19 protein-coding genes are annotated in these 18,745 nt (G+C 59.4%); 10 read left to right on the top strand and 9 right to left on the bottom strand.

The window, feature by feature from the left end:
* Window positions 1-7 precede the first annotated feature (7 nt).
* From pflA to H2Z84_RS13665, 3 genes are all read left to right on the top strand, one after another.
* Complete coding sequence (gene pflA / locus H2Z84_RS13675) at window positions 8-781, top strand: pyruvate formate-lyase-activating protein (protein ID WP_181836458.1); 774 nt, start codon at window positions 8-10, stop codon at window positions 779-781.
* Between the two features lie 127 nt (window positions 782-908).
* Window positions 909-1,178, top strand: a complete 270-nt coding sequence (locus H2Z84_RS13670) for a hypothetical protein (RefSeq protein WP_124643939.1) — start codon at window positions 909-911, stop codon at window positions 1,176-1,178.
* Window positions 1,179-1,327: 149 nt separating this feature from the next.
* The gene (locus H2Z84_RS13665) at window positions 1,328-1,903 is read left to right on the top strand and encodes a lysophospholipid acyltransferase family protein (protein ID WP_181836457.1); all 576 of its coding nucleotides are present in this window, start codon (window positions 1,328-1,330) and stop codon (window positions 1,901-1,903) included.
* Window positions 1,904-1,981: 78 nt separating this feature from the next.
* On the opposite strand, the gene H2Z84_RS13660 is transcribed toward H2Z84_RS13665, so the two are convergent.
* The 4 genes from H2Z84_RS13660 to H2Z84_RS13645 form a co-directional block, all read right to left on the bottom strand.
* Window positions 1,982-2,734 (bottom strand): hypothetical protein, encoded by a 753-nt coding sequence (locus tag H2Z84_RS13660; RefSeq protein WP_181836456.1) that lies wholly within the window; start codon window positions 2,732-2,734, stop codon window positions 1,982-1,984.
* A gap of 79 nt (window positions 2,735-2,813) precedes the next feature.
* A complete protein-coding gene (locus tag H2Z84_RS13655; RefSeq protein ID WP_181836455.1) occupies window positions 2,814-3,368 on the bottom strand; it encodes a DUF1415 domain-containing protein in 555 nt (184 codons plus the stop codon).
* A 136-nt stretch (window positions 3,369-3,504) separates the two neighbouring features.
* Window positions 3,505-3,708, bottom strand: a complete 204-nt coding sequence (locus H2Z84_RS13650) for a cold-shock protein (RefSeq protein WP_045845074.1) — start codon at window positions 3,706-3,708, stop codon at window positions 3,505-3,507.
* Window positions 3,709-3,925: 217 nt separating this feature from the next.
* Window positions 3,926-4,552 carry an HD domain-containing protein gene (locus tag H2Z84_RS13645; protein WP_309545478.1) on the bottom strand — a complete coding sequence of 209 codons (627 nt, stop codon included), beginning with the start codon at window positions 4,550-4,552 and terminating at the stop codon, window positions 3,926-3,928.
* 139 nt (window positions 4,553-4,691) lie between these two features.
* On the opposite strand from H2Z84_RS13645, the gene H2Z84_RS13640 reads away from it, so the two are divergent.
* Window positions 4,692-5,792 carry an HD-GYP domain-containing protein gene (locus H2Z84_RS13640; protein WP_181836453.1) on the top strand — a complete coding sequence of 367 codons (1,101 nt, stop codon included), beginning with the start codon at window positions 4,692-4,694 and terminating at the stop codon, window positions 5,790-5,792.
* On the opposite strand, the gene H2Z84_RS13635 is transcribed toward H2Z84_RS13640, so the two are convergent.
* Window positions 5,789-6,649, bottom strand: coding sequence for a dienelactone hydrolase family protein (locus H2Z84_RS13635; protein ID WP_181836452.1), 861 nt, complete (start codon window positions 6,647-6,649; stop codon window positions 5,789-5,791). The genes H2Z84_RS13640 and H2Z84_RS13635 overlap by 4 nt on opposite strands.
* 167 nt (window positions 6,650-6,816) lie before the next feature.
* Between H2Z84_RS13635 and H2Z84_RS13630 the strand changes: the two genes are divergently transcribed.
* Entirely contained in the window at window positions 6,817-7,965 is a 1,149-nt protein-coding gene (locus H2Z84_RS13630; protein WP_181836451.1) for an HD-GYP domain-containing protein, read from the top strand.
* An 11-nt stretch (window positions 7,966-7,976) separates the two neighbouring features.
* On the opposite strand, the gene H2Z84_RS13625 is transcribed toward H2Z84_RS13630, so the two are convergent.
* Entirely contained in the window at window positions 7,977-8,573 is a 597-nt protein-coding gene (locus tag H2Z84_RS13625; RefSeq protein WP_181836450.1) for a hypothetical protein, read from the bottom strand.
* Between the two features lie 166 nt (window positions 8,574-8,739).
* Between H2Z84_RS13625 and ppnP the strand changes: the two genes are divergently transcribed.
* From ppnP to H2Z84_RS13610, 3 genes are all read left to right on the top strand, one after another.
* Window positions 8,740-9,051: a pyrimidine/purine nucleoside phosphorylase gene (gene ppnP / locus H2Z84_RS13620; protein ID WP_124643947.1), complete on the top strand. Its 312-nt coding sequence runs from the start codon at window positions 8,740-8,742 to the stop codon at window positions 9,049-9,051.
* A gap of 539 nt (window positions 9,052-9,590) precedes the next feature.
* The gene (locus H2Z84_RS21340; RefSeq protein ID WP_258869403.1) at window positions 9,591-11,180 is read left to right on the top strand and encodes an EAL domain-containing protein; all 1,590 of its coding nucleotides are present in this window, start codon (window positions 9,591-9,593) and stop codon (window positions 11,178-11,180) included.
* Window positions 11,181-11,331: 151 nt separating this feature from the next.
* Window positions 11,332-12,171 carry a hypothetical protein gene (locus H2Z84_RS13610; RefSeq protein ID WP_181836449.1) on the top strand — a complete coding sequence of 280 codons (840 nt, stop codon included), beginning with the start codon at window positions 11,332-11,334 and terminating at the stop codon, window positions 12,169-12,171.
* Here the strand turns inward: H2Z84_RS13610 and H2Z84_RS13605 are convergent, their stop codons facing one another.
* Both H2Z84_RS13605 and H2Z84_RS13600 read right to left on the bottom strand, forming a co-directional pair.
* Entirely contained in the window at window positions 12,172-12,969 is a 798-nt protein-coding gene (locus tag H2Z84_RS13605; protein WP_181836448.1) for a response regulator, read from the bottom strand. It abuts the gene before it with no gap.
* Window positions 12,970-13,074: 105 nt separating this feature from the next.
* Window positions 13,075-14,079: a class 1 fructose-bisphosphatase gene (locus H2Z84_RS13600; RefSeq protein ID WP_181836447.1), complete on the bottom strand. Its 1,005-nt coding sequence runs from the start codon at window positions 14,077-14,079 to the stop codon at window positions 13,075-13,077.
* 145 nt (window positions 14,080-14,224) lie between these two features.
* Here H2Z84_RS13600 and H2Z84_RS13595 point away from each other — a divergent pair, with 145 nt between their 5' ends.
* Window positions 14,225-14,992, top strand: coding sequence for a substrate-binding periplasmic protein (locus tag H2Z84_RS13595; RefSeq protein WP_181836446.1), 768 nt, complete (start codon window positions 14,225-14,227; stop codon window positions 14,990-14,992).
* 17 nt (window positions 14,993-15,009) lie between these two features.
* Here H2Z84_RS13595 and gcvA read toward each other — a convergent pair whose 3' ends face one another.
* Window positions 15,010-15,954, bottom strand: a complete 945-nt coding sequence (gcvA, locus tag H2Z84_RS13590) for a transcriptional regulator GcvA (RefSeq protein WP_181836445.1) — start codon at window positions 15,952-15,954, stop codon at window positions 15,010-15,012.
* A 180-nt stretch (window positions 15,955-16,134) separates the two neighbouring features.
* On the opposite strand from gcvA, the gene acnB reads away from it, so the two are divergent.
* The gene (gene acnB / locus H2Z84_RS13585; RefSeq protein WP_181836444.1) at window positions 16,135-18,729 is read left to right on the top strand and encodes a bifunctional aconitate hydratase 2/2-methylisocitrate dehydratase; all 2,595 of its coding nucleotides are present in this window, start codon (window positions 16,135-16,137) and stop codon (window positions 18,727-18,729) included.
* Window positions 18,730-18,745: the final 16 nt, after the last annotated feature.

The raw sequence follows: 18,745 nt of genomic DNA, 5'->3' as shown, positions 1-18,745 counted from the left end.
ATGAATCATGTCGCAACAGCACAGTGTCACGGCGCCCTGTAGTCACGGCCAGCTTTCCGGTTATGTGCACTCGACCGAGAGCGGTGCCGGTGTGGATGGCCCAGGCATGCGTTTTGTCTTCTTCATGTCTGGCTGCCAGTTCCGCTGTCAGTATTGTCATAACCCTGATACCTGGAAGCTGCATGCCGGGCGGCAACTGACTGTGGATGAGGCGCTGGCCGAGCTGGCCCCCTATGCTGGTTTTCTCAAGTTTGCCGGCGGCGTCACTGTCTCTGGTGGTGAGCCCTTGATGCAGCCCGAGTTTGTCGGTGCGTTGCTGCATGCGATCAAACAGCGCTTCGGTCTGCATACTGCGCTGGATACCCAGGGTTTCCTGCATGAAAGCATCAGTGACGACTGGTTGGCTGATGTGGATCTGGTGTTGCTGGATATCAAGCATAGCGATCCCGAGCGCTATCGGCAGATTACTGGCCAGCCACTGCAGCCAACGCTGGATTTTGCCCAGCGGCTGAAGCGGTTGGGTAAGCCGATCTGGTTGCGCTATGTGTTGGTACCTGGCTTGACCGATGATCTCGATGATATCGGCCGCCTGGCTGATCATGCAGCCAGCTTGGGCGATGTGGTGCAGCGGGTGGAAGTCCTGCCTTTTCACCAGATGGGTGCCGATAAATGGGCGCAGCTGGGCCTGGATTATCCTTTGGCGAATACGCCGGTACCGTCTGCGGCCATGGTCGCTGCCGCACGGCAACAGTTTGCCGCACGTGGTCTGGTGGTGTGTTGATCATGCCATGCGCCTTGATTGAAAGACGCTGGCTATCTTTCCGAAACGTCTGATAGGTATTGTTTTGCGGCTGCGGATAATACGACGGGTGAGTCATTGACCAACCCAGAGAAGATTGTCCGAAGTGATGAATAATGAATTTTCCAAAGCCGGCAAGTATGGTGCAAACCTCTCGGCCCGGGTTATCAGCGAGCAGATCAGCACCTTGATCGATCGTCTGTCCAAAAAGGGTCAGTGCATCGTGATCTGGGAAAAGGAGCGTTTGCTGTTCTGCTCCATGGACAGCCGCAACGCCCAGCGCTATCTGGCCAAGCCCACCTGTCTGGGCGTATACGATGCCGATGTTACCTTCTGGGATGTGCAAAAAGACCTGAAAGAAATACTGCAGCGTGCCTAACGGGGTCTGGCGGCAGGTAAGCGGCATGATTCTGATTTACCCACGCGGACATATCCGGTACAGTCCGCGTTTTCCATCGTCAAGGCAGGCCTCTGACCGGAGGGCTGTCTGCCATCCGTAGCGCGGGTCCTGCCCTTATGCCGGACGCCATGCACTACACCATTTTCGATACTCCGCTCCTGCGCAGTTTCATGCGCACTCTGTCCATTCTGCTGTTGCGCCTGCGTGGCTGGCGTATTGAGGGCAGTTTTCCCGATTTGCCCAAGTACGTATTGATTGCAGCGCCGCATACCAGCAATTGGGATTTCCCGTTGACGCTGGGCGTTTGTTTTGCCTTACGGGCCAAGCTGTACTGGATGGGCAAACATACCTTGTTCTGGGGGCCGCTGGGGCCGGTAATGCGCTGGCTGGGTGGTATTCCGGTCATGCGTAGCCGTAACAACTCGCTGGTGCAGCAGATGGTGACGGTCTATCAGCAGTCGACGCAGCTGGTGGTGGCCATTCCGCCGGAAGGTACCCGCCAGCGGGTGAAGGAATGGAAAACCGGCTTCTACCATATTGCCTGCGGTGCGCAGGTGCCGATTGTGCTGGCTTATATGGATTATGCGCACAAGGTGTGCGGCTTTGGGCCGGTGTTTTACCCGACGGGGGACATCGTAGCTGACATGCCGCGCATTCAGGCCTTTTATTGCGATAAGGTGGGTAAGTACCCCGATCAGCATTGATCGACTAATCGCCGTGACGGCTGCATCCATACCCGCTGGCTTTGCCCGGCGGGTTTTTTATTGCGGTACTGCCAGGCTTCAGGGGGCGGCGGGAATGGCACTGCTGACTGCGGATACCGGCAGGAACTGAAGGAATGGGCCCGCGACCAGTGATTGACCAAAATCGATGGCACTGCGCCGCAGTTTTTCATCGGACAGTTCGGCCAGTAATTCCAGTCGGGCCATGATCTTGCCCATTTCGCGCTCAAACGAAAGATTGCGTTGCTGGCTGTTAATTTCATTGGCCAGCAGCAAAGGGCTGCCGTCGGCATTCTGGCGGCGTCCCAGCAGCCAGGAGGCTACTTCCACATTGTAGGCGGCATTGGCCAGCTGTTGTGCATCCAGGCCGTGCACCAGATAGAGCTCGGTGCGGCCGCCATAGACGTCAAGCAGCATGCTGCCCAGGCCAAAAATAAGGGTGCCGGCTCGATCGCCACTGAATTGCGGGTCGAAGGCGGTGGTCAGCGCGGCTGTCGAGCGAACCTGTCCCAGTGCGGGCAGCTGGCTGTTGTTGCGGATGGCCGTCATGACCTGAGCAATGGCGGCTTCGCGGCTGGCGGCACCACTTTTCTGCCACTGCGATGGATTGCGGCGGTAAAGCTTATCCAGCAAGGTTTGCAGGCTGGCCAGATTGTCGCGCATGGCCAGGTTGGCAATGCGGTTGGCGGCGCTTTGTCCCAGTTCGGCAGAGCTGAAGCTGTCGCCCTGAACCGGCTTGCGTACCGGTGCACTGCCACAGTGTGTCAGCAACAGGCAGGCTAGCAGCGACAGGGCGCAACGCAACATCTTCATATTGACCTCGGTGGGGCGGGAGATGTGTTGTTGTACCCTGTGGCTGGCGGATGAGCAATAAGGCTTGGCGACCGGGATGTCAGTGCTTGGGGGCGAACAAGGCTTGCCAGCCTTCGATACCAAGCTTGGTGACTGTTTCGATATTGCGCTCGAAAATCGCCTCAGCTTCGGGGAATGCCTCAACCGCACGGTCGATGCTGGCTTCTCGGATCAGGTGTTGGGTCGGCCAGGGCGAGCGGTTGGTGTAATTGCCGATGTCATTGATGCCGGTGCCGCCAAACTGGAATTTGGGGTGAAAGCTGGCCACCTGCAGTACGCCATCCAGCTCCAGTTCTTCCACGATGGCATCCGCGATGTCCTGGAATTCGTTGAAATCCAGAAAGCGTTGCAGAACATAGGGGTGAATCAGCAGCGTGGTGTCGATTTCTTCCGGGCTGCTGTCAGCCAGCAGACGCAGTTCCTTGGCCAGTTCTTCGGCCAGTTGAGCCGGTTCAGTGGCATCGCTGACTACGAAGCGGACCTGGTTCTTGACGTAGACCGACTTGGCAAAAGGGCAGAGGTTGAGGCCGATAACGGCTTTTTCCAGCCATTCGCGCGTGCTGGCGATGGCTTCGTCGTGGGTAGGCGTTTGCATGAGGACTGACTCTGGAATAACGGAGAGGAGTGAATGTTAAGGCATGCCGCAAGGCGGTGCACGCCAAGTCTGGCGCGCCAAAACAAAAAAACCCGGACGAGTCCGGGTTTTCATCAGCGAGTAATCTTTAAGAAGATTACAGCGGCTGGATGTTGGAGGCCTGTTTGCCCTTCGGGCCATCAACGATGTCGAAGCTTACGCGCTGGTTTTCAGCCAGGGTGCGGAAGCCTTTAGCATTGATTTGGGAGAAGTGAGCGAATACGTCATCGCCACCTTCATCCGGAGTGATGAAGCCAAAACCTTTGGAGTCGTTGAACCACTTAACGGTACCGGTTGCCATTTTGTTTATCCTCAAAACGAGCAAGTTGATAAAACGCATGAAGTTCAAGGGAAATGGCGACTGAGGTACGGACTAAATGCCACTACGACAACTACACATCCACAACTTGAGCATCCTGCAGGCAGGCATACTGCCCATTGTTGTGGATGTTGGCAAGTATTTTCTGCGGCCAATGCGACCTGTTTGTAATCATACCTGACGAAAAACATTGTATTAATTATGGTTTCTGTGCGGCGGCGGAGTCAGTAGCGGCGAAGAATCCCTGTTGTTCGGCGGCGTCCAGTGCCTGCAGCAGCCACTCGCCGGCCAGCGGGCAGCCATCGCTTACCTTGCTGACTGCCATGGCAAGCACTTGCTGCTTGCTGATGCCGTTTTCCCGCCAGCTTTGGCCTTGGCGGCTGAGGTTGAGCAGAATGGGCATCAGCCGGTCCATGGCGCGGGCGAAACGCGCTTCGGCAGTCTGGCGTGCCTCAAACTCTTGCCATAGTGCTACCAGTCCGTCGGCCTGCTCTTGCGGTAACAGGCCACAGATACGGCGGATGGCTGCCAGCTCTTCTGCTTCGCGTGCTGCGCTGTCGGTTTCGGCGTAGACGATGACATCACCGGTGTCGATTTCGCCCAGGTCGTGAATCAGCAGCATGCGAATCACTTTTTCTATGTCCAGTGGCAGCGGCGCGTGCTGTGCCATGCTCAGCGCCAGCAGTGCGGCCTGCCAGCTGTGCTCGGCCGAATTTTCATATCGTTCCAGCCCAAGCGGTTTGGTCTTGCGTAGTACGGATTTGAGCTTGTCGACTTCCAGAATGAAATCGATCTGTTTTTGTAATACGGCAAAAGAGGGGTTCACTGTGGCGACTCCGGCAAAGAATGAGCTGGGGGCGCTCATCATACGCCTGTGGTTTTGGCTTGAGCAGATGGATTGTGCCCGCTGGACGCTGTCTGATGATTTATAGTGCAATGACATCCGGCCACTATGTGAGCATGCCATGAGCGATGAAGTGCAACTGCAATTTGTGCGGGAAGACGCGGAAGGCTTTCAGGACTTTCGCGACGTGCTGTCCGACTATGCACCGCAGATCGAGAAACTGGCTTCGCAACTGGGGCAGAATCCGTCCTCGCCCGAGTTGGTGGGGGACCTGTTCCGTCTGATCCATACCATCAAGGGGGATGCCGGGCTGTGTCGGGTGATGTTCGTGGTGCCTTTTGCCCATGCGCTGGAGGGCTTGCTGGCCCGGTTGCGAAGCGGCGAGCTGCTGTATCAGGACGTGATGGGTGATGTATTGATGCTGGTGCTGGATCGCATCGAGCTGGTGATGGCGCAGGTTGCCAGTGCGCGCCCGGTAGATGAGGCGCAGATGCATACCCTGCTGGAGGCGCTGTGTTCGCTGGAAAGCCTGCCACTGCCATCGGTGCTGGCGACCTGTTCCCGGCTGGTCGCTGCCATGGTGGGGGTTCAGGGCAAGAGCGAGGCGCCGGCAGCGGCCGAGGGCGCGCGGTCGGTGTTGCAGTCGCGCCAGCAGGACATGCTGCTGTTTCGTACCCTGGCCCTGCAACTGGAGCAGCGCATGCCGGAGTTTCTCGGGCGCACCGAGCGTAATCTCAAGCTGGCGCTGGAGTTGAATCGTCAGGCTGGTGGCTGGGTCGATGCCGAGCAACTGGAGGCGGCGGTGTATATGCACGATGTCGGCATGATGTTCTTGCCGGAGGCCGTATGGTTAAAGCTGGGACAGATCAATGATAACGAGCGCCGGCTAATGGCCTTGCACCCGGCCTGGGTTGCCGGCTTGCTCGGGCGCATGCCGGGCTGGGAAGAGGCGGCACTGATGGTGTTGCAACACCACGAAACGCCGGATGGCGAAGGGTATCCCTATGGCCTGGCCAGTGGTGAGATTAGCCAGGGTGCGCGCATTCTGGCCCTGGTGGATGCTTTCGAAGCAGTAATGCTCAAGCATGCTCATCGCGGACAACGCCGCTCCATGCTGCGGGCGGCAGCGGAGCTGAATGCGGCGGACGACCAATTCGAACGCGCCTGGCTGGACCCATTCAATCAGGTGATTCGCCGCATGCTGGAGCAGTCTTCCTCCTAGTCGGCACCCGCGGGTTTGCTGGCTTGCATGCCATGGCTGTTCAGCCAGGTTTGCAGTCGCTGCCAGCCATCCTGTGCGGCGGCAGCTTGGTAGGAAGAGCGGTAATCGGCATTAAAAGCATGACCGGCTGTCGGATATACCACGATTTGCGAGTCGCTATGCCCTTGCTGCAGCGCTTGGCGCATGTGTACGACGGTGTCTTGTGGAATGCTGTTGTCCTGCCCGCCGTATAGTCCCAGTACCGGCACACTCAGGCTGGCTGCCAGGTCGACGGGTTGCGTCGGCGTTAGCGCATCATGTGCGCCCTCCAGCTTGCCGTACCAGGCGATGCCGGCTTTCAAGCGCGCATTGTGGCTGGCATACAGCCAGCTGATACGCCCGCCCCAGCAAAAACCGGTGATGGCTGCGCGGCTGGCATCGCCACCATGGGCAGCAGCCCAGCCCAGTGTGGCGTCGAGATCCTGCATCACTTGTGCGTCCGGTACCTTGCTGACGATATCCTTGATGATGCTGGCAATGTCGGGGCTGGCGGCTGGATTTCCCTGGCGAAAATATAGCTCGGGTGCCACCGCCAGATAGCCCAGCTTGGCCAGGCGGCGGCAGATATCACGGATGTGTTCGTGCACGCCGAATACCTCCTGTACGACCAGCACGATAGGCAGGCTGCCGCTGGCTGCGGGGCGGGCGAAATAAACAGGGAGAATGCCATCGTCCAGCGGAATGCCAGCGAGGCCGCTGTCCAGTGCGCGGCTGTCGGTGGCGATGCTGCCGGCCGCCACCGGCTGTACGGCCAGTGCAAAACCTGCGGCCAGTGCGCCCTGAATGAAGGCGCGGCGCGGCGGGTTGAAAGTATCCATGCGAGCTTGCTCCGGTGCGTCCCGCCAACTGCTGCAGTCAGGACTTGTGGTTTGCTGCGGGCTTGGCGACAATGCCGCTCCAGCATCCGCCTGTTTCGTGCTATATCGGCGTCAAGGGCGTTGTTTGACTAATACTGCAGTCTAGATTCGGTTACCCAATCTCTGTCATGTCCCAGCCGCCATCCAAGATAAAGCTTCCCGGCAGTTTTCTGCGCGTGGGAGAGCAGCTTACCGTAGATGTATACGCTAAAAACGGCTTTCTGCTGCTGAAGAAAGGCCACTATGTGCTGACGCCTGAGCAGCGCGAGCGACTGATGGATGTGGCGCACGGCGATGCTGAGGAAGTGGCGGTCAGACTGGAGCGGGAACGGCTGGACCGGGCGGCGCAGCGCGAACGTGAAGCCGCCAGCATGGTTCCCAAGAATCCGCTGGTGGAAGTCGGCTTCATGGCGGGCCGGCTGGAAGCCTTGCTCTTGCATGGCTTGGCAGTGCCAGGCTTGGCCGGACGACTGGAAGAAATGGCCGAAGAGCTGTTGTTGCTGACCCAGCGTTTTCGCGATGGTATGTTGGCCTCGCTGTTCCTGGTGCCGGTCCGTTCGCATAGCCTGAAGGTGGCCACGCTGCTGGCCCTGTTGGGGCGGCGGCTTGGTCTGGAGCCGTCCAGGCTGCATAGCCTGGTGTGCGCAGGTTTGTCGATGAATGTGGCCATCAGTCAGCTGTTAAACCAGCTGGGTGTGCAGCGACAGGCCATGACGCAGAGCCAGCAGGACGAAATGTATGCCCACCCGGTAATGAGTTCGGCCATTCTGCGTGAGGCGGGCGTGGTGGATGAGCACTGGCACTTGCTGGTGCAGACCCATCACGAACAGGATGACGGCCAGGGCTATCCGGCGGGTTTGCGCGGCGATGAGATTCACCCGGATGCCCGCTTGCTGGCGTTGGTCGACCATCTGTGTGAGCACTTGCAGCAGGATGCCGTGCTGCCTTCGCTGGTAATGGCCAGCCTGTTTCGCGGTGAGCTGGGGCAGTTCGAGCCCTCACTGGTAAGCTTGTTGATCAAGGAAATGGGCATTTATCCGCCAGGCACCTTTGTGCGGCTGGCCAGCAATGAGATTGCTGTGGTCACCCATAGTGGTGACAAGGCCAATCAGCCGCGAGTGGCAGCCTTGCGCAAGCTGGACGGCCCGCCCTATGCGGATGTGCTGTTGCGCGATACCCGCCAGTCGGGCTATCGCGTACTCGAGGCAGTAGCCGCCGCCAGTGCTGCGGTGAAGCCGGCCTACCTGACCCGTTTGTGGACTTCGCGACTGGGCTGATCAGGCATCGTTCAGGGCGTGGTCGTGTTAGCGTTGGCCGCGACAGGCAATTGCAAGGGGCGGATTTCTACGTGGCTCAAATCCTGTACCTTCCATACCCGGCGCATGTGGCCGAAATCACGTTTTTGCTGATTGCTCAGCTTCATTTCCGGACGTAGTGACAAGTCCAGAAACACCTCTCCCAGATAGACGCTGCTACCAGCACTGACGTCGAAGCCAGCATGAATCGGCATGCTGACCGAGCGCCACTGGCTGCTCCAGCCGGATTCCTCTATCCAGTTACCCCATGCGTCGGCCACCTGATAATGCCCCGGCGGCAAGGCAAACAATTGCAGGCGACCGTCGACCGGGCTCATGCCTTCCTCACCAAATACCGTATCGGTATTCATGCTGGCGCGGCCATTGGCCACGGTCTGGCCCTGACTGTCGACGATGTGCATGCCGGTATTGGCCGAGTCCTGGTCAAATGCACGTGCGGTGAGCGATACGATGGCATAGCCATAGCCGGGGGGCGGGGTAATGCTGCCCTGCAGTCTATCGGCCATGGTTGTACAGGCGGATAGCAGGCAGGCAGCAAGCAGCAGGCAGCTGCGCTGGATGGTGGCCATGGTTCCTGGCTCCTGGATATGGGTTGGACTGCGCTCAGTATGTCATGCTGCCCGGCCTTGTTGCGGCGGGGAACGACACATTCATGCATCTTGCCGTCAGAGCGGATTCGGGTATGCTAGCCGATCATTTTATCGTTGATAACAAAAACACGAGCAAAGGATACCCATGGAACAGTTCGATAATGTCAGCGTGGCCAAGCGTGCCAATGTTTATTTTGACGGCAAATGCGTCAGTCACAGCATTACCCTGGCCGATGGCACTCGCAAGTCGGTAGGCGTGATTCTGCCGTCCAAGCTGCTGTTCAATACCGGTGCGCCGGAAATCATGGAGTTGCTGGAAGGGCAGTGTCGCATCACCCTGGCCGGCAGCAACGAAGCAGTAAGCTATCAGGGTGGCCAGAGCTTTAATGTGCCAGGCGACAGCTCCTTCCAGATTGAAGTCCTGGAAACCTTGCACTACGTGTGTCATTTCGGCTGAGCCGTCAAGGCGGCATGAGGCTGCGGCCTCGCTTGAAATGATCCGGCCATGCCGGCAGTCCTCGACTGTCGGCATTTTTGTTGCTGCGGCCTGTGCCGGCTGTTGTGTTGGAGCCGTGGCTGATGGGGGGCAGTAATGAGCGCTCGGTCGAGCATGCTCGTCATATTCCACCGTTACACTGAGCGACGCCGCATTGTCGGGCGTACATTGTTGGCAGCTAGGCCACTGACAGGCTTGCTGCATCTGCAGATGGACGCTCCATGGTGGCATTTCTGCCACGCAGCAGGCAGGCTGTCTCTACCCGGTGGGTATTGTTGGGCAGATTGCCACGGATGCTGGCACGTGCTGGCAGGGCTTGAGTAAGCTGTTTTAAGCAAAACTTCGCTTTTCCTGCCTTATCCGAAAGGATATCCTTGCAAACCTTGTCCTGCTTGGGTTGGGGATAATAAGAGCTATGATGACAATAACCAGGCCAGGCGCCGTTAGCGGGCGACCTGCCGTGATCAACCAGCCATGGGCATGGTGACTGGAACAAGTGGATGCTTAAAAAAGTCAGGACGCTATGGTCGCGTTATGCATTGTCACCCAAACCGGCGGTTGTTTATTCCGCCGCGCTTGCGTCATGCCTGCTGACTGGCTGGCTGTTGTCGTTGCTGGCGACCTGGCAGCAAGACCGCACCGTACTGCATGAGCGTGTAGCCCTGCTGACACAGCAACTGGAGCAGCAGATCAGCTTGGCCAATGGCGCGCTGGGGCGCATCGATGCGGTGCCGGTCAGTGCTGCATGTGATTTGCCGCGCCAAATGCTGGCCTCGGTAGTGCAGTCCACCCCGCATGCCCGCTATGCCCTGCGGGTGGGCGCCGATGGCACGGCGTGTACTTCTGATTTGTCACGGCAGGATGTGCCTGCGCTGCCGAACGATGGCCGGGTATTGTTGCTGAATGGCAGCCGCGATGGCAAAGCCTCCTTGCGGCTGCAACGCCATGGCTATGGTGTCAGCATGATCGAGCTGGGCGGTGATGCCTTTGTCGCGCTGCTGCAACAGGCCGCTTCCGGCGACATGCAGGCCTATATGGTGCTGGGAGAGCAATATCTGGCGGCTGATGGCAAGGTGCTGCCGCTGGATGATAGTGTCGGCCAGGGGCTGAGCTACAGCTTGTCTGCGCCCAGCGGCCAGTTCCGCGTCGTGATGCAGGAGTCCTGGCTGTCTGTGCTGGAAGGTTCGTTGCTGCGCCGGCCGGATACCTTGTTGCTGGCGGTATTGGCGGGCCTCGTGCTGGCCTGGTCCTTGCTGCGGCGCGAGGTGGCACGTAACTCCACCGGCTGGGAAATCGCCCAGGGTATCCGCAATCGGGAATTTTTTACCCACTACCAGCCCATCGTCACGGCAGAGCAGGGGGAGTGTGTCGGCGTGGAGGTGTTGGCACGCTGGCGCCATCCGGTGCAGGGGGCCATCCGCTCTGATCTGTTTATTCCAGCAGCCGAAGATGCCGGGCTGATCGTACCGCTCACCCGCTACCTGATCCGGCGTGTGACCAAGGAGCTGAAGCAGGTTGCCCTGCCGCCCGGTTTCTTTGTCGGCATCAATATCGCCGCCGAACATCTGGGGATGCCGGACTTGGTGGAGGACTGCAAGATTCTGCTGGCGGTGTTGCGTGAGAAAAAAGCCGTGCTGGTACTGGAGGTTTCCGAGCGTTTTCCGCTGCCCGAGCATCAGGTCACCCACCGGGTGGTGCAGGATTTGCGCCAGATGGGCGTGAAGCTGGCGCTGGATGATTTCGGTATCGGCCACGCCGACCGCAATTATCTGCGGCGTTGGGGTTTTGACTACCTGAAGGTGGAAAAGGGCTATGTATCCGCTCTGGGCAAGGATAGTTTCAAGACCAATATCCTGGATGGCCTGCTACAGACCTCACATCAACTGGGGGTGCAGGTGATTGTCAAAGGGGTGGAAACCCAGGGGCAGCAAAACTACCTGTCAGTTAAAGGCTTCGAATTCCTGCAGGGCTTTTATTTCGGCAAGCCGATGACGCTGAATCACTTCCGGCAGTGGCTGTACTCCGGCATCACTCAGGACAGAGTGCCAGCGGCCGCTGGTGTGGGCCGAGCCGAGGCGACAGATCGCTAACGCTAGCCGGATGGATGCGAAGGGCCAGACAAACTGTCTGGCCTTTTTGCTTTCTGGCAGAGCAGCAAGCGCTGATTGGTATGTGCCGGACTGGCGGCTGCGTTGTACTTGCGCTTACAATGCGGCCCTTTTTTCTTGTCCGGGGTGCTTGATGGAGATGATCTACGCAGTGCAGCGCTATGCTGCCACACGGCCGTGGGCCAAGCGGGTCGGGCAGCTACATGGTCGGGCGGTACTGCAGGCGGCTGCGCAACAGCAAGTGCTGGAGCTGGTGCAGCGTGAGTTGACGCGTGCCGCTCAGGTTTATCCGGCGGTCGCGGAGCGCACCGCCAGCGAGCAGCGGCTGGCCGATGCCTACGGGCAGTTCTGTCGTCATGGCAAGGTGATGGCACATCTGGAAGATGGTTTGATGCAGGCATTGAGGCATACCCGCGTGCCCGGTAATCTGCCCGACCGACTGCAGTTGCCGGCGGCAGCGTTTTATCTGCATGTCGATGGTGCCGAGGGTGGTGCTTTCGTCATGCAAGTGCCGGATCGCCAGGAAGTGGCCTTGCTGCTATTGCGGGCAGATTTCTCGCTGGCAGGTGCCGACTGGCTGGCTGATGTCGAGGATAGCCTGGCTTTGCTGGTCAGCTATCCGGGGGAACTGACGGAGTTCGTGGCAACGGTAGCCGCCCCGTGGCGTGGCTTGCTGACAGCGGTATTGAACGGACTGGCTTTGATGACGCAGCCGCGACTGGCGCTGGTGCGCGGCTGGGAAGGCTCGGCTCCGCCAGCCAGCGTGGCGCTGGCCATGCATCCATCCTGTGCCAAGAGCCGGCAGAAGGGGCGCAGCCAGCTTTTGCAGGCGGGTTATCAGGAGGTGAGTTATTGCCGGCTGGATGGCGTTGCCACTCTGCCTGGCCAGTACGCCACGGCGGGCTATTGGCGGCGGCAGGCGGTCAACGATGCGCAAGGCGGCGCGCGCCTGGTGTGGGTGATGCCGCGCTGATCAGCGTTGTGCCAGTTGCGTGCGCAGTACCTGGCGCACAGCCGAGGTTTCAAATGGTTTGCCCATGATGGCGGATACGCCGGCGGCTTCTGCCGCGGCCAGTCTTTCCATGTTCTCTTCGCTGGAAATCATGATGATGGGCACCGAGCTCTGCATGCTGCGGGTGCGGATATAGCTGGCCAGCTCACAGCCGTCCATCATCGGCATGTTATAGTCGGTCAGTACCAGGTCGAACAGGGTGCTATCTATCAGCGGCAGTGCGTCCTTGCCGCTCCAGGATTCGGTGATTTTTTCGAAACCCAGCCGTTCCAGTACGGTGCGAATGTGGCGGCGCGCCATCACGCTGTCGTCCACCACCAGGATGTTGAGATCGGCGTAGTCGAGGTCACTGTCGGTGTCATTCTGGTTGGCCGCCAGAAAGTCCAAGGTGTCGTTGATGACCTTGCGCAGTTGTGGCAGATCGAAGGGCTTGGGCAGTATGCCCATCAGGCCGGCCTGGCGCATCGGGTCGATCAGGTCGGGATTGGTTTCGCTGGAAACCAGGATAAACGGCAGGTCGCGCAGCTCCGGGTGTCCGCGCATCTGGAAAATCATTTCCCCAGCCGTCATGTCCGGCAGGTGGAAGGCGCTCATGACCACGTCCGGCTTGTATTTGCCGATGTATTCCAGCAGGGCTTCCCCGGTTTCAAATACTTCCATGCGCGTAATGCCGAGTTCGGACAGGGCATTGCGGATGATTTGTGCCTGCACCGACGAGCTTTCTGCCAGGGCGACGATCAAGTGTTGAATGGACAGCATGCGCGTTCCCGTTTTCTGTGTAGCTATATTCCAATATAGGCGCTTTGGCGGCGCTGTCATGGCTGGCAATGAAAAAACCCTGCCAGGGCGGCAGGGTTGACCGGTTTACGACTGCTGATGGTAAGCGGTGATGCGTTCGACTTCTTCTTTGGAGCCGAGAAAGACCGCTACACGCTCGTGCAGCCCCTTGGGCTGGATTTCCATGATGCGCTGATAGCCGTTGGTGGCGGCGCCACCGGCCTGCTCGATGATGAAGGCCATCGGATTACCTTCGTACATGATGCGCAGTTTGCCGGCCTTGTCCGGATCGCGGGCATCCTTCGGGTACATGAAGATGCCGCCACGGGTGATGATACGGTGCACTTCGGCCACCATCGAAGCCACCCAGCGCATATTGTAGTCCTTGCCCAGCGGGCCGGTCTTGCCTGCCAGCATTTCATCCACATAGCGCTTAACCGGGGCTTCCCAGTGGCGCATATTGGACATGTTGATGGCGAATTCCTGAGTGCTTTCCGGTACGACCATGTCGGAATGGGTCAGCACGAAGGAGCCGTGTTCGCGGTCCAGCGTAAAGCCGTGCACGCCGCTGCCAAAAGTCAGCACCAGCATGGTTTGCGGGCCGTATACGGTGTAGCCGGCGGCGACCTGTTCGGTGCCCGGCTGCAGGAAGGCTTCCGGGGTGGGGTGGTCGATGCCTGCCGGGCAACGCAGGATGGAGAAAATGGTGCCGACGGAAATGTTGACGTCGATATTGGACGAGCCATCCAGCGGGTCGAACATCAGCAGGTATTCGCCCTTCGGGTATTCGCCCGGGATGTGGTAGGGCAGTTCCATTTCTTCCGAGGCCATGGCGGCCAGGCTGCCACCCCATTCGTTGGCATCCAGCAGGAAGTCGTTAGCGATCACGTCCAGTTTCTTTTGCGCTTCGCCCTGGATGTTGCCCGTGCCGGCCTCACCCAGAATGCCGGCCAGCGCGCCTTTGTTGACAGAGAAGCTGATGGCCTTGCAGGCGCGGCCAACGGTTTCGATCAGCAAACGCAGTTCGGGCGGCAGGGTGCCGGCCTTGCGCTGTTGTTCGATCAGAAAGCGGGAAAGGGTGATGCGGCTCATGTCGTTCCTTGCGTTCGGTGGGTGTGCGGTACTGGCTGGGTTCAGGCGCAGCGGGTCAATCTCAGGCGCACATTATAACGAATATGCCTGCATCGTCATGCGCTAACAGCTATGAATAAACAGTCACCCGAGCGAGATGGCTGCCATGCGGATTCTCCTGTTGCTGATTCTGTTGTCTGTGGTCTTGCCGGCCTCGGCCCTGTCTATCTTCACTGAGGAATGGCCACCCATCACCTTTCAGCGCAATGGTGTGGCGGATGGCATGGCCGTGGAAGTGGTGCGAGAGATTCAAGCTCGCATTCATGACAATACCGCTATCGAGGTTGTGCCGTGGGCGCGGGGTTACCGCGAATTGGAAAGCACACCCAATGTACTGCTGTTTACTGTGGGTCGCAGCGATGCGCGCGAAAAAATCATGACCTTGTTGGGGCCGGTGGCGGTGTCGCAGACGGTGCTATTGTCACGCAAAGGGGAGGCCAGCAACCTGCTGGCCTTGGGCGCAGGGCTATACAGCCGGCCAGTGGGGGCGTATCGGGGCAGTATTTTCGCCGATGCAGCGGCGTCTGCCGGTTTTGTCGAGGTTGATCTGGCCCCCACGCCGCAGGTGTCGGCGCAAAAACTGCTGGGTGGGCGTTATGACTTGTGGGTGGAGGGGAGTTTTGTAGTGGCTTCGGTATTGAAGAGTATTCACCAGCCGGCCGATGCGGTGGAGGTGGTGAGGGTGCTGGAGTCGCTCGAGCTTTATCTGGCCTTCTCGCGTGGCACCTCGTCCCGTACCATCCGGCGCTGGTACGAGGGGATGGCAGCCATGAAGAAAGACGGGAGTTTTCGCCGCATCTACAATAAATGGCTGCCGCGCGACAATGCGCCGCTGGAAATGCGTCAACTGGGCCTGACGCCGCAGCAGCCCTGAGTACAACTGCTGCAGCGTCAGTCTTCCGGAAAAGCGTGGGCAATCATGTTGTCGTTGAGCCCGGCTGCCGGAAAGGGGCGCATCTGCCCGGCTTCTTGTTCCAGCCAGCGACAAAAGGACGCGACGGTAGAGTCGCCCGATGCGGTGCGCGGCACGATCCAGCAATAGTCACGCACCGGTACCACCGGGCTGGAGAGCGGGGCGACCAGTTGGCCGGAATCCACCAGCGACTGCGCCATCGGCAGTGGGCCCAGTACCACGCCTAGCCCGTCCAGCGCGGCTTGCAGTGCCAGCGAGAAACGGTCGAAGTGCAGGCTGCTGGCCGGTTTCAATTCCGGAACGCCAGCCAGGGTCAGCCAGCGCTGCCAGGCGGTGGGGCGGGTGTCGGCATACAGCAGCGTGTGGCTGGCCAGATCGGCCGGGCAGTCGACCGGATTGCGTTCCAGCAGCTTGGGTGAGCACAGCGGCAGCTCGCATTCTTCCAGAAATGGCTTGGCGATATGGCCGGGCCAGTCGCCGGGGCCGCGGCGGATAGCGATGTCAAACGGGCTGTCCAGCCGGCTGATGTCACGGTCGGATGTCACCAGGTGCAGTTCCACGTCGGGGTAGCTTTCGCGGAATACGTGCAGGCGTGGCATCAGCCAGTGCATGGCCAACGTAGGGGTGGTATTGACGGTAAGCCGCCGCTGGCTGTCCGGCTGCAGCAATTGCGAGGTGGCGTTGGCAATCAGGTCCAGTCCGTCCTGCACCTGGATCAGGTAGCGCCAGCCGGTATCGGTAAGCTTCACCCGTCCGCCGGCGCGCTCGAACAGGCGCACGCCCAGCCATTCCTCTAGCTGCTTGATCTGCTTGCTCACAGCACCATGGGTAACGAACAGCTCGTCGGCTGCCGAGGAAAAGCTTTCCAGCCTTGCTGCAGCCTCGAATATCCGCAGCGCGTTGAGTGGGGGGTAAGTGCTCATGGTGTGAGTATAACTCACAGGCGATGTTTCGATTACTCGTTTGTCACTGGCGGTCAGACGGCGTAATCTTCCAGCAATCAAAACGGGGTAGAACCGTATTGCCCCGGACGGTTGCCGCCAGTTGATCCCACGCTGGCGGCTGACTCATTGCAAACAACCCAAGCAAAAAGGTCCCAAGCTATGCTCGAAGCCTACCGTCAGCATGTTGCAGAGCGCGCCGCCATGGGCATTCCGCCCCTGCCGCTGTCCGCCACGCAAACCGAACAACTGGTCGAACTCCTGAAAAACCCGCCCAAGGGCGAGGAAGATCTGCTGGTCGAGCTGATCACCTTCCGCGTACCTCCGGGTGTGGATGATGCCGCTAAGGTCAAGGCATCCTTCCTGGCCGCCGTGGCCGAAGGCACCGTAGCCTCGCCGCTGGTGTCCCGTGCCAAGGCCACCGAACTGCTGGGCACCATGCTGGGTGGTTACAACGTCAAGCCGCTGATTGATCTGCTGACTGATGCCGAAGTGGGTGGCATCGCCGCCGAAGGCCTGAAGAAAACCCTGCTGGTATTCGACTTCTTCCACGACGTGCAAGTACTGGCCGAGGGCGGCAACGCCAATGCCAAGGGCGTACTGCAAAGCTGGGCCGATGCCGAATGGTTCACCAGCCGTCCGGAAGTGGAAAAGAAAATCACCGTTACCGTATTCAAGGTGCCGGGCGAAACCAATACCGACGATCTGTCGCCGGCACCGGACGCCTGGAGCCGCCCGGACATCCCGCTGCACTATCTGGCCATGCTGAAGAACACCCGTCCGGGTGCCGCCTTCGTGCCGGAAGAAGATGGCAAGCGCGGTCCGATGCAGTTCATCGAAGACCTGAAGAAAAAAGGCCATCTGGTTGCCTACGTGGGCGATGTGGTGGGTACCGGTTCTTCCCGCAAGTCCGCCACCAACTCCGTGGTATGGGCTACCGGCCAGGACATCCCCTTTGTGCCGAACAAGCGCTTTGGCGGCGTGACCCTGGGCGGCAAGATCGCTCCGATCTTCTTTAACACTCAGGAAGACTCCGGTTCGCTGCCGATTGAAGTCGATGTGTCTGCTCTGGAAATGGGTGATGTGATCGACATCTACCCGTACGACGGCAAAATCGAAAAGAACGGTGCAACCGTTGCCAGCTTCCAGCTGAAATCCGACGTGCTGCTGGATGAAGTGCGCGCAGGTGGTCGTATCAACCTGATCATTGGCCGTGGCCTGACTGCCAAGGCTCGCGAAGCGCTGGGTCTGGCTGCGTCCACCACTTTCCGTCTGCCGAAAGATCCGGCCAACTCCGGCAAGGGCTTCTCGCTGGCACAGAAGATGGTAGGCCGCGCCTGTGGTCTGCCGGAAGGCCAGGGCGTACGTCCGGGCACCTACTGCGAACCGAAAATGACCACCGTGGGTTCGCAAGACACCACCGGTCCGATGACCCGTGACGAGCTGAAAGACCTGGCCTGTCTGGGCTTCTCCGCCGACCTGGTGATGCAGTCCTTCTGCCACACTGCTGCTTATCCGAAGCCGGTGGACGTGAAGATGCACAAGGAACTGCCGGCCTTCATCTCCACCCGTGGCGGCGTTGCACTGCGCCCGGGCGATGGCGTGATCCACAGCTGGCTGAACCGCCTGCTGCTGCCGGATACCGTGGGTACCGGTGGTGACTCGCACACCCGCTTCCCGATTGGTATTTCCTTCCCGGCCGGTTCTGGTCTGGTGGCGTTTGCTGCTGCTACCGGCGTGATGCCGCTGGACATGCCGGAATCCGTTCTGGTGCGCTTCAAGGGCGAACTGCAACCGGGCGTCACCCTGCGTGACCTGGTGAATGCCATCCCGCTGTATGCCATCAAGCAAGGCCTGCTGACTGTGGCCAAGGCCGGCAAGAAAAACATCTTCTCCGGTCGTGTACTGGAAATCGAAGGTCTGCCGAACCTGAAGGTTGAGCAGGCATTCGAGCTGTCCGACGCTTCGGCCGAACGTTCTGCTGCCGGTTGCACCGTGCATCTGAACAAGGAACCGATCGCCGAATACATGCGTTCCAACATCACCCTGATGAAGACCATGATTGCCGACGGCTATGCCGACCCGCGCACGCTGGAACGTCGCATCAAGAAGATGGAAGAGTGGATTGCCAGCGGTGAACTGCTGAAGGGTGATGCCGACGCCGACTACGCCGCCGTGATCGAAATCGATCTGGCCGACGTGAAGGAGCCCATTGTGGCCTGCCCGAACGACCCGGATGATGTGAAATTCATGTCCGAAGTTGCCGGCACCAAGATCGACGAAGTGTTCATTGGCTCTTGCATGACTAACATCGGTCACTTCCGTGCGGCTTCCAAACTGCTGGAAGGCAAACGCGACCTGCCGGTCAAGCTGTGGCTGGCGCCGCCGACCAAGATGGATGCGCAGCAACTGACCGACGAAGGTCACTATGGCGTGTTCGGCATGGCCGGTGCCCGCACTGAAATGCCGGGTTGCTCGCTGTGCATGGGTAACCAGGCACAAGTGCGCGAAGGTGCCACCGTGATGTCCACTTCCACCCGTAACTTCCCCAACCGTCTGGGCAAGAACACCAATGTGTTCCTGGGTTCCGCTGAACTGGCCGCCATCTGCTCCAAGCTGGGCAAGATTCCGACCGTGGAAGAGTACAAGGCCAACATCGGCATCATCAATGAAAGCGGTGCCGAGGTTTACCGTTACCTGAGCTTTGACAAGATCAAGGACTACCAGGACATCGCTGCCACTGTTGCCAGCAACTGACCGGTTTGACGCTTGA

Source organism: Aquitalea aquatica (genome assembly GCF_013911085.1).
Taxonomy (GTDB): domain Bacteria; phylum Pseudomonadota; class Gammaproteobacteria; order Burkholderiales; family Chromobacteriaceae; genus Aquitalea; species Aquitalea aquatica.
Note: the sequence above shows the minus strand (reverse complement) of the source record. Positions and strands in the feature narration are given on the sequence as shown.

Coding starts and splice junctions, on each gene's coding strand:
- pflA (WP_181836458.1), top strand. CDS start 8: ATGTCGCAACAGCACAGTGTCACGGCGCCCTGTAGTCACGGCCAGCTT.
- H2Z84_RS13670 (WP_124643939.1), top strand. CDS start 909: ATGAATAATGAATTTTCCAAAGCCGGCAAGTATGGTGCAAACCTCTCG.
- H2Z84_RS13665 (WP_181836457.1), top strand. CDS start 1,328: ATGCACTACACCATTTTCGATACTCCGCTCCTGCGCAGTTTCATGCGC.
- H2Z84_RS13660 (WP_181836456.1), bottom strand. CDS start 2,734: ATGAAGATGTTGCGTTGCGCCCTGTCGCTGCTAGCCTGCCTGTTGCTG.
- H2Z84_RS13655 (WP_181836455.1), bottom strand. CDS start 3,368: ATGCAAACGCCTACCCACGACGAAGCCATCGCCAGCACGCGCGAATGG.
- H2Z84_RS13650 (WP_045845074.1), bottom strand. CDS start 3,708: ATGGCAACCGGTACCGTTAAGTGGTTCAACGACTCCAAAGGTTTTGGC.
- H2Z84_RS13640 (WP_181836453.1), top strand. CDS start 4,692: ATGAGCGATGAAGTGCAACTGCAATTTGTGCGGGAAGACGCGGAAGGC.
- H2Z84_RS13635 (WP_181836452.1), bottom strand. CDS start 6,649: ATGGATACTTTCAACCCGCCGCGCCGCGCCTTCATTCAGGGCGCACTG.
- H2Z84_RS13630 (WP_181836451.1), top strand. CDS start 6,817: ATGTCCCAGCCGCCATCCAAGATAAAGCTTCCCGGCAGTTTTCTGCGC.
- H2Z84_RS13625 (WP_181836450.1), bottom strand. CDS start 8,573: ATGGCCACCATCCAGCGCAGCTGCCTGCTGCTTGCTGCCTGCCTGCTA.
- ppnP (WP_124643947.1), top strand. CDS start 8,740: ATGGAACAGTTCGATAATGTCAGCGTGGCCAAGCGTGCCAATGTTTAT.
- H2Z84_RS21340 (WP_258869403.1), top strand. CDS start 9,591: ATGCTTAAAAAAGTCAGGACGCTATGGTCGCGTTATGCATTGTCACCC.
- H2Z84_RS13610 (WP_181836449.1), top strand. CDS start 11,332: ATGGAGATGATCTACGCAGTGCAGCGCTATGCTGCCACACGGCCGTGG.
- H2Z84_RS13605 (WP_181836448.1), bottom strand. CDS start 12,969: ATGCTGTCCATTCAACACTTGATCGTCGCCCTGGCAGAAAGCTCGTCG.
- H2Z84_RS13600 (WP_181836447.1), bottom strand. CDS start 14,079: ATGAGCCGCATCACCCTTTCCCGCTTTCTGATCGAACAACAGCGCAAG.
- H2Z84_RS13595 (WP_181836446.1), top strand. CDS start 14,225: ATGCGGATTCTCCTGTTGCTGATTCTGTTGTCTGTGGTCTTGCCGGCC.
- gcvA (WP_181836445.1), bottom strand. CDS start 15,954: ATGAGCACTTACCCCCCACTCAACGCGCTGCGGATATTCGAGGCTGCA.
- acnB (WP_181836444.1), top strand. CDS start 16,135: ATGCTCGAAGCCTACCGTCAGCATGTTGCAGAGCGCGCCGCCATGGGC.